The organism is Mesorhizobium sp. M0923, from assembly GCF_040319365.1.
Lineage (GTDB): Bacteria > Pseudomonadota > Alphaproteobacteria > Rhizobiales > Rhizobiaceae > Mesorhizobium.
This window is the reverse complement of record NZ_JAMYNW010000038.1, coordinates 34,098-41,428: the sequence shown is the minus strand read 5'-3', so window position 1 is coordinate 41,428 and position 7,331 is coordinate 34,098. Positions and strand designations below refer to the sequence as shown.

Genomic DNA, 7,331 nt, shown 5'->3' with positions numbered 1-7,331 from the left:
CACTCCGCCAACAAGCCGTTCTGCGATGGCAGCCACAAGCGCGTGGGGTTTGTCGGGTAATTGCCAAGGTTGCGATCCGTCACACCCCCCTCTGTCCTGCCGGACATCTCCCCCTCAAGGGGGGAGATTGGCAGCTTCGCCGGCGGCCACCCTGTTTGCAGCGTTGAAAATTTGCGAGAGCGTGGGTGACACCCAATCTCCCCCCTTGAGAGGGAGATGTCCGGCAGGACAGAGGGGGGTGCTGTCCCGCCGGCATTGGGCGAGCCTGCAGCGTGTTCGCCCGTGGCCCAGCCATCGCGGCTTTATCGATCGGCCGGTATCCGCTAAGGGGCGGAGACGAATTCTCCGGACCCGCCAATGACCGCCAAGCTCAAACCCTCCCCCCTGTTCCTCGGCATAGACACCGGCGGCACCTACACCGACGCGGTGCTGTGGTCGGAGGCCGGCGGCCCCGGCGGAAAAGTTCTGGCCAAGGCCAAGGCGCTAACCACCCGTCACGACCTGGCGGTCGGCATATCGGGCGCGGTCGATGCGGTGCTGCAAAAAGCCGGCACCGACCCGGCGGCGATTAAGCTGGTGTCGATGTCGACGACGCTTGCCACCAATGCGCTGGTCGAGGGCCAGGGCGGCCGCGTAGCACTTGTGATGATCGGTTTTGCCGAGGGCGACCTTGCCCGCGACGGGCTGAAGGCGGCGCTCGGCACCGATCCGGTGGTGTTCTGCCCCGGCGGCCACGATGTCCACGGCAATGCGGCGAGCCTCGATCTGTCCGGGCTGGAGGCAGCTTTGCCGGAATTGGAAAAGTCGGTGTCCGGCTTTGCCGTCTGCGCCTATTTTGCTACCCGCAACCCGGCGCACGAGCTTGCCGCCCGCGACCTGATCCGCGACATAACAGGCCTGCCGGTCACCGCCAGCCACGAGCTGTCGGCCAAGCTCGGCGGCCCGCGCCGGGCACTGACGACCTTGCTCAACGCCCGGCTGATCTCGATGATCGACCGGCTGGTCGCGGCAACCGAAGGTTTTTTGGCCGCGCGCAAGATCGCCGCCCCGCTGATGGTGGTGCGCGGCGACGGCGCGCTGGTCTCGGCCGCCTTTGCCCGCCAGCGGCCGATCGAGACGATCCTGTCCGGCCCGGCCGCCAGCCTTGTCGGCGCCCGCCACATGACCGGCCTCGACAATGCCGTGGTCTCCGATATCGGCGGCACCACCACCGACGTCGCGGTGTTGGACAAGGGCCGGCCGCGGCTCGATCCGGAAGGCGCCACCGTCGGCGGCTTCCGCACCATGGTCGAGGCCGTCGCCATGCGCACTTTTGGCCTCGGCGGCGATTCCGAAGTGGCGCTGGAGGACGGCGCGCTCAACCCGAAGATCCTGCTCGGGCCGCGCCGCCTGGTGCCGCTGGCGCTGGCCGGCATGATGCATGGCGACGCGGTCACATCAGAACTGGAACGCCAGCTGCGCGCACCCAATCCCGGCCGCATGGATGGCCGCCTCGCGGTGCGCACCGGCGTGCCGGAGCGGCTCGCGGCCGGACTGACCGGTGCCGAAGCCAAGCTTTACGAGCTGATCGGTGCCGTGCCGCAGGCTCTCGACAGATTGCTGACTTCGAATGCCCAGAACGCCACCTTGAACCGGCTGGTGTCGCGCGGGCTGGTGCATGTCGCCGGCTTCACGCCGTCGGATGCCGCGCATGTGCTGGGCAGGCAGGCCAATTGGGATCTGGCTGCGGCGCGTCTGGGTGCCGAGCTGTTCGCGCGCAGGCGTGACGGCCGCGGCCAGTTCATCGCCGCCTCGCCGGAGGCGATCTCGGAACGGGTGCTGACCACGCTGACCCGCCTGTCGGCGGAAGTCATCCTCGAGACCGCCTTCGCCGAGGATGGGCTGGATGGCGCGGCGACCGTCGCCCACGCGCTGGTCCAGCGCGCCGTCGACGCCCATCCCGGCATCGCCCGGCTCAGCGTCGCGCTCGACCGTCCGGTCATCGGCCTCGGCGCCTCGGCGCCGTTGCACTATGCCGGCCTGGCCGAGCTGGTCGGCAATGACTGCGTGGTGCCTGAGGATACCGATGTGGCCAATGCGCTCGGCGCCGTCGTCGGCCAGGTCCGGGTTTCGGCCGAGGCGCGGGTCAGCCAGCCCAAGGAAGGGCTGTTCCGTGTCGCCTCAGGCGAAAGCGTGCGCGATTTCAACGACGAGGCGGCGGCGATCGCCGCGGCGGAGAGAGATGTGCGCGCTATTGCCGCCGGGCGGGCGAAGGACGCCGGCACCGACAGCGCCGAGATCGAAATCGCCAGCGAGTTCCGCGTCTCCACCGTCGAGGGCCAGCGCATGTTCATCGAGGCGCATGTCGTGGCGGTCGCGTCGGGCAGGCCAAGGATGGCGGTGTGATTAGCCGATCTCCCCCCTCGAGGGGGAGATGTCCGGCAGGACAGAGGGGCGCGCTGTCCCGCCAACGTCTCAGTCTTTCGCGGTAACACCTCAGACTTGCGGCTGGTCGTAAATGGCAAGGTCGGCGATCCTTCACGCCCCCCTCTGCCCTGCCGGGCATCTCACCCACAAGTGGGGAGATTGGCAGCTCCTGCAACGGCGAAAACGCCCTACCTTCACCTATGCCGAATTGACCCTGCAACCGCGACATGCCAAAGGCCCGGCCTAGCCTTTCGTCTGGAGAAGCCCTGATGACCGATGGCGTCGAGATCGCCGGATTGCGGATTGCCCGCGAGCTTCATGATTTTGTCGTGAACGAGGCGTTGCCGGGCACCGGCATTGAAGCGGAGGCATTCTGGAGCGGTTTTTCGGCGATCGTCCATGATCTCTCGCCAAAAAACCGGGCGCTGCTCGAAAAACGCGATGCCATGCAGGACAAGCTCGACCGCTGGTACCGCGACAATGGCGCGCCCGTCGACATGGAGGCCTACAAGAGCTTCCTCCGCGAGATCGGCTATCTCCTGCCCGAGGGGCCGGCCTTCAGCGTGACGACCGAAAATGTGGACCCGGAAATCGCGCTGGTCGCCGGGCCGCAGTTGGTGGTGCCGGTGATGAATGCGCGTTATGCGCTGAATGCCGCCAATGCGCGCTGGGGCTCACTGTATGATGCGCTCTACGGCACCGACGCCATCCCGGAGACGGACGGCGCCGAGCGAGGCAACAAATTCAATCCGGCGCGCGGCGCCAAGGTCGTCGCCTGGGCGAAAAGCTTCTTCGACGAGGCGGTGCCGCTCACGACAGGCAAATGGGCCGGCGTGAACGGGCTTTCGGTCGCCAACGGCATGTTGCGGCTGGGCGAGGGCGGCGGCGCCACCACGCTTGCCGACCCCAAGCAGTTTGCCGGCTATCGCGGCGATGCCGCCGACCCCGAAGCCGTCTTGCTGGTCAGGAATGGCTTGCACATCGAAATCGCCATCGACCGCAACAACCAGATCGGCCGCACCGATCCGGCCGGCATTGCCGATGTCGTGCTGGAATCGGCGCTGACAACCATCCAGGACTGCGAGGATTCGGTGGCGGCCGTCGATGCCGAGGATAAGGTGCTGGTCTACCGCAACTGGCTCGGCCTGATGAAGGGCGACCTGGCTGAAGAGATCACCAAGGCCGGCAAGAGCTTTGTCCGAAGGCTCAACCCCGACCGCACCTATACCGCGCCCGATGGCGGCACGCTGACCGTGCCCGGCCGCTCGCTGATGCTGGTCAGGAACGTCGGCCACCTCATGACCAATCCGGCGATATCGGACCGCGACGGCAATGAGGTGCCGGAAGGCATCATGGATGCGGCGCTGACGGCGCTGATCGCGCTGCACGATGTTGGCCCCAACGGGCGCCGCGCCAATTCTCGCGCCGGCTCGATGTATATCGTAAAACCCAAGATGCACGGGCCGGAGGAAATTGCCTTTGCCGTCGAGATTTTCGACCGCGTCGAGGCGCTGCTCGGCATGGCGAAAAACACCATCAAGATGGGCATCATGGACGAGGAGCGGCGCACCACCGTCAACCTCAAGGAGGCGATCCGCGCCGCCAGGGACCGCGTCGTCTTCATCAACACCGGCTTCCTCGACCGCACCGGCGACGAGATACATACCTCGATGGAAGCCGGCCCGATGATCCGCAAGGGCGACATGAAGCAGGCCGCCTGGATTGCCGCCTATGAAGCCTGGAACGTCGATACCGGGCTCGAATGCGGGCTGGCCGGCCACGCCCAGATCGGCAAGGGCATGTGGGCGATGCCCGACCTGATGGCGGCGATGCTGGCCGAGAAAATCGCGCACCTTAAGGCCGGCGCCAACACCGCCTGGGTGCCGTCGCCGACGGCGGCAACCCTGCACGCCACGCACTACCACAAGGTCGATGTCCAGGCCGTGCAGAAGGCGCTGAAAAGCCGGCCCAAGGCCAGGCTCGACGACATCTTGTCGGTGCCGGTAGCAAGGCGGCCGAACTGGTCGCCTGAAGACATCCAGAAGGAGCTAGACAACAACGCGCAAGGCATTCTGGGCTATGTCGTGCGCTGGATCGACCAGGGCGTTGGCTGCTCGAAAGTGCCTGACATAAACGACGTCGGCCTGATGGAGGACCGCGCCACGCTGCGCATCTCCTCGCAGCACATCGCCAATTGGCTGCATCACGGCGTCTGCACGCCCGATCAGGTCATGGAAACGATGAAACGCATGGCGGCGATCGTCGACCGCCAGAACGAAGGCGATCCACTCTACCGGCCGATGGCACCGGACTTCAACAATTCAATCGCGTTCCTCGCCGCCTGCGACCTCGTCTTCAAAGGCCGCGTCCAGCCCAACGGCTACACCGAGCCGGTGCTGCACGCGCGGCGGCTGGAACTGAAGGCGAAGCAAGGCGCCTGAAGCGAAGGCGCGGGAGCCGGCGTCCCCCTCCCCTTGAGGGCAGGGTGACCCGAAGGGCCGGGAGGGGTCCTGCATGAAGTGCGCCAACGCCCATTCTGACGATGCGCCTCAGGAAGAGGATCATCGGGGCCCAGGTTCGATTTCCAAAAATAGGGCAAGTCGAGGGACGCCGCGTCCTCCACACCGCGGCTGCCTCTAACCTCACGCGGGCGAGATCGAGCACGACATGAAAATATCGGTATGTCTGACCGGCTCCGGGGTTTCACGGAAGGGCGGGCAGGGCCTGAAGCCGAACGACTCATACACGGCAATGGCGTTTTTCATGTAGAACGTCGTGTGGATCAATACCGTCCGGATTCGGCCTTTCCGGATCTCCGCCAGCGCGGCCCCCATCAGCGCCCGGCCGATTCCTTTTCCGCGAAACGACGCGTCGACAAAAAACTTGTGAATCTCCGCCGTATGGTCGTCGAACTGGTCAAGGCGAGGCAGCCCGCCGGTAGGTTCTCCGATCGCGCGATAAACGCCATGGCATCTGGCGCGCCGAACTTCGCTGCCAGCGAACTGCCGCTCCTTTCGGGGTGGAAGATGGTCCTCACGTCCTCCTCCGAGACGCCGTAAGGCTGCACGGCGTCGACATCCCATTGTGCAAGCTTGCGGCAAAGCCCGGCCATGGTCTCGAAGTCTTCGGCACTGCGTGCCGGCGAAACAGAAATCATCCCCGCCTCAGCCCCGGTTAGGTGCATGACCGTAACATATGCGATCATCGGGCGCGAACCCGCAACCGTACTTCCAGCGAGCAGCAGAAGCACTACGCCGCCTGTGCCATCCGCTCCGAGCTCATGCGGTAGGAAATCGCCTCGGCCAGATGGATGCGGCCGACCGTTTCGCTGGCCTCGAGATCGGCCAGCGTCCGCGCCACCTTCAAGACGCGGTGGTAGGCTCTTGCCGAAAAGCCGAGCTTTTCGCTGGCGTCCCTCAGTAGCGACAGGCCGGCGGCATCGGGCATGGCGATCTCCTCGATAACCGACGGTGAGCAATGCGCGTTGGTGGTGGCGGAGGTCGCGCCGAGCCGTTCGAAACGCTCACGCTGGATCGTACGGGCACGGGCGACGCGCAGTGCCACGGCTGCACTCTTCTCCGCCCGGTCCGGCCGGATCAGATCGCTGGCCGAAACCGCCGGTACCTCGATCCTGAGATCGATGCGATCGAGCAGCGGGCCGGAAATGCGCGCCTGGTAGTCGGTGCGGCAGCGGTCGCCGCGCAGGCAGCGATAGCCCGGCTCGCCGGCCATGCCGCAACGGCACGGGTTCATCGCCGCGACAAGCTGGATACGCGCCGGATAGGTGACGCGATGATTGGCGCGCGCGATCATGCAGTCGCCGGTCTCCAGCGGCTGGCGCAGCGCATCGAGCGCCTGCGGCGAAAATTCCGGAAACTCGTCGAGGAACAGCACGCCGTGATGGGCAAGCGAGGCCTCGCCCGGCCGCACGCGCAGGCCGCCGCCGACCATCGCCGCCATCGAGGCCGAATGGTGCGGCGCGCGGAACGGCCGCCGGTCGGTCAGCTTGCCTTCGCCGAGTTCGCCGGCCACCGAGGCGATCATCGAGACTTCGAGCAATTCCTTCGGCGCAAGCGGCGGCAGGATCGACGGCAGCCGCTGGGCCAGCATCGATTTTCCCGACCCCGGCGGCCCGACCATCAGCAGATTGTGGCCGCCGGCCGCCGCCACTTCCAGCGCCCGCTTGGCGGTCTCCTGGCCCTTGATGTCGGCAAGGTCGGGCAAGTCGCGCGCCGAGGCGTGGATGCCGGCTTCCGGCCGCGACAGAACCTGCGTGCCGCGAAAATGATTGGCGATGGCGATCAGGCTGCGCGGCGCCAATATGTCGAAATCCTTGCCGGCCCACGCCGCTTCCGGCCCGCAGGCAAACGGGCAGATCAGGCCCTTGCCTTCGGCATTGGCGCCGATCGCCGCCGGCAGCGCGCCGGCCACCGCGGCAATGGTGCCGTCGAGCGATAATTCGCCAAGCACGACATAGCCGGCCAGCATGTCGCCCGGAATGGCGCCGAGTGCCGCCATCAAACCGAGCGCGATCGGCAGATCGTAATGGCTGCCCTCCTTGGGCAGGTCGGCAGGCGCCAGATTGACGGTGACCTTCTTCGACGGCATCGACAGGCCGGATGCATGCAGCGCCGCCTGCACCCGCTCGCGGCTTTCGGCTACAGCCTTGTCGGCCAGGCCGACGATGTGCATGTTGACCTTGCCCGGCGCGATCATCACCTGCACGTCGACCGGCACGGCCTCGATGCCCTGGAAAGCAACCGTGCGAACCCGCGCCACCATGTCTTCACCCCGGCTGCAGGCTTGCCCCAAGCCCTTGCGATCATGCCGCGAACGGCGTCACCGGAGACAACCACAGATTTCCGGCGAAGGCAAGAACATTTGGGGAACGGCTGAACGCAGCGGCTCCAATGGGTTGCAACGCG

5 protein-coding genes are annotated in these 7,331 nt (G+C 66.3%); 2 read left to right on the top strand and 3 right to left on the bottom strand.

Translation table 11 applies throughout. The annotated features are described in order from the left end of the window. Positions 1–357: 357 nt before the first annotated feature. Together NKH89_RS34270 and NKH89_RS34265 are read left to right on the top strand one after the other, a co-directional pair. On the top strand, positions 358–2,385 hold the full coding sequence (locus NKH89_RS34270; protein ID WP_023718895.1) for a hydantoinase/oxoprolinase family protein: 2,028 nt from the start codon (positions 358–360) through the stop codon (positions 2,383–2,385). A 290-nt stretch (positions 2,386–2,675) separates the two neighbouring features. Then, entirely contained in the window at positions 2,676–4,847 is a 2,172-nt protein-coding gene (locus tag NKH89_RS34265) for a malate synthase G (protein ID WP_352911728.1), read from the top strand. Between the two features lie 201 nt (positions 4,848–5,048). Here NKH89_RS34265 and NKH89_RS34260 read toward each other — a convergent pair whose 3' ends face one another. The 3 genes from NKH89_RS34260 to NKH89_RS34250 form a co-directional block, all read right to left on the bottom strand. After that, complete coding sequence (locus NKH89_RS34260) at positions 5,049–5,336, bottom strand: GNAT family N-acetyltransferase (RefSeq protein ID WP_352515833.1); 288 nt, start codon at positions 5,334–5,336, stop codon at positions 5,049–5,051. Next, positions 5,240–5,563 carry a hypothetical protein gene (locus tag NKH89_RS34255; protein WP_352495471.1) on the bottom strand — a complete coding sequence of 108 codons (324 nt, stop codon included), beginning with the start codon at positions 5,561–5,563 and terminating at the stop codon, positions 5,240–5,242. The genes NKH89_RS34260 and NKH89_RS34255 overlap by 97 nt, the downstream gene beginning before the upstream one ends. Positions 5,564–5,655: 92 nt before the next feature. Continuing rightward, entirely contained in the window at positions 5,656–7,188 is a 1,533-nt protein-coding gene (locus NKH89_RS34250; RefSeq protein ID WP_352789071.1) for a YifB family Mg chelatase-like AAA ATPase, read from the bottom strand. Positions 7,189–7,331: the final 143 nt, after the last annotated feature.

What these genes read in the sequence shown, in the direction of transcription:
- NKH89_RS34250 (WP_352789071.1), bottom strand. Translation starts at nt 7,188, where the DNA reads ATGGTGGCGCGGGTTCGCACGGTTGCTTTCCAGGGCATCGAGGCCGTG.
- NKH89_RS34255 (WP_352495471.1), bottom strand. Translation starts at nt 5,563, where the DNA reads ATGATTTCTGTTTCGCCGGCACGCAGTGCCGAAGACTTCGAGACCATG.
- NKH89_RS34270 (WP_023718895.1), top strand. Translation starts at nt 358, where the DNA reads ATGACCGCCAAGCTCAAACCCTCCCCCCTGTTCCTCGGCATAGACACC.
- NKH89_RS34265 (WP_352911728.1), top strand. Translation starts at nt 2,676, where the DNA reads ATGACCGATGGCGTCGAGATCGCCGGATTGCGGATTGCCCGCGAGCTT.